The sequence below is a fragment of the Mycobacterium sp. IDUB_28 genome, from assembly GCF_055419285.1.
The window spans coordinates 1-1023 of record NZ_JBVAXK010000037.1; the positions used below are offsets into that span (position 1 = coordinate 1).

Sequence of the window (1023 nt, forward strand, 5' to 3'; positions counted from 1 at the left end):
GTTCTCGATTCCGGGGGGGCCGGGGTTCGGTAATACCTCGGTGACCCCGTCGTCGGGGTTCTTCAATAGCGGTTCGGGTAGTTCTTCGGGCTTTTTCAATATGGGTGCGGGCAGTTCTGGATTGCAGAACCTGGCGACGCTGGGTGCCTCGGGTGTGGGCAATGTGGGTGATCTGCAGTCCGGTATGCGCAACCTGGGCAACAGTATCTCGGGTTGGTTCAACGTGAGTTCGTTGGATGCGGCGCAGGCGGCGGTGGTCTCTGGTGTCGGCAATGTCGGTAGTCAGGTCTCGGGGTTGTTCCACAATGCGGTGACTGACTTCACCACTTTCAGCATTGGCCTGGGCAATCAGGGTGGCCTGAATGTGGGTGGCGGCAATGTCGGTGACCTGAACTTCGGGTTGGGCAACGTGGGTGGCAGCAACTTCGGTGGCGGTAACCTCGGTGACTTCAACTTCGGTTTCGGTGATCTGGGCAGCAACAACTTCGGGTTCGGCAACCTCGGTGACGGCAATATCGGGTTCGGTAACTCCGGTAGCGGCAATATCGGGTTCGGGAATACCGGTAGCGGCAATATCGGGTTCGGCAACAGCGGTAACGGTAATTTCGGGTTGGCCAACTGGGGTGATCACAACTCCGGTATCGGCTGGTTGGGCAGCGGTAACGTCGGCGTCGGTGGCTTGAACGCGGGCAGCGGCAATATCGGGCTGTTCAACTCCGGGAACAACAACGTCGGGTTCTTCAACTCCGGTACCGGTAACACCGGGATCGGTAACGCCGGTGATTACAACACCGGTATCGGCAACACCAGCATCGCGAACACCGGGATCGGTAACACCGGCAGCTACAACACCGGCGTGGGTAACACCGGCAGCAACAACACGGGCAGTTTCAACGCCGGCAGCTTCAACACCGGTGATGCAAACCCCGGCGATCGCAACACCGGCAGCTTCAACGTCGGCAGCATCAACACCGGCTTCGCCAACGCAGGCGACCTCAACACCGGTTCCTTCAACACCGGCAG

At 59.5% G+C, this 1023-nt stretch carries 1 pseudogene; it reads left to right on the plus strand.

From position 1 onward, the window contains the following. Window positions 1–1023, plus strand: a pseudogene (locus ACZYZ9_RS26425) (PPE family protein); the annotation flags it as partial.